Raw genomic sequence first — 250 nt, forward strand, 5'->3', positions numbered from 1 at the left:
CCGTAGTTAGGGTATTCAGTTTGTGAATCTTGAGTATTATTTGAAGTGTTGCTTACAGGTTCAACTCTGCCTTCGTCTGATGCTGTTGAAACTTCAGTTACATCACCATCCATCAAGTCGCCCAATGGAATGATAGCCTTAGATTGGGTATCGCTACCTGCACGGTAAGTAAATGCCATGTCGGTATCTTGTGAGCCGTAAGTACCATGACGTACGTCATCTGCAACTGGTATATAACCCGGAATTATTG

1 protein-coding gene is annotated in these 250 nt (G+C 43.2%); it reads right to left on the reverse strand.

Annotated elements, in window-relative coordinates; translation table 11 throughout:
* Positions 1-250 (reverse strand): hypothetical protein (locus AC2FA3_RS15430; protein WP_490510357.1); only part of this gene is annotated, 250 nt, incomplete at both ends.

Source organism: Janibacter sp. CoH_79_TC_3 (genome assembly GCF_058197955.1).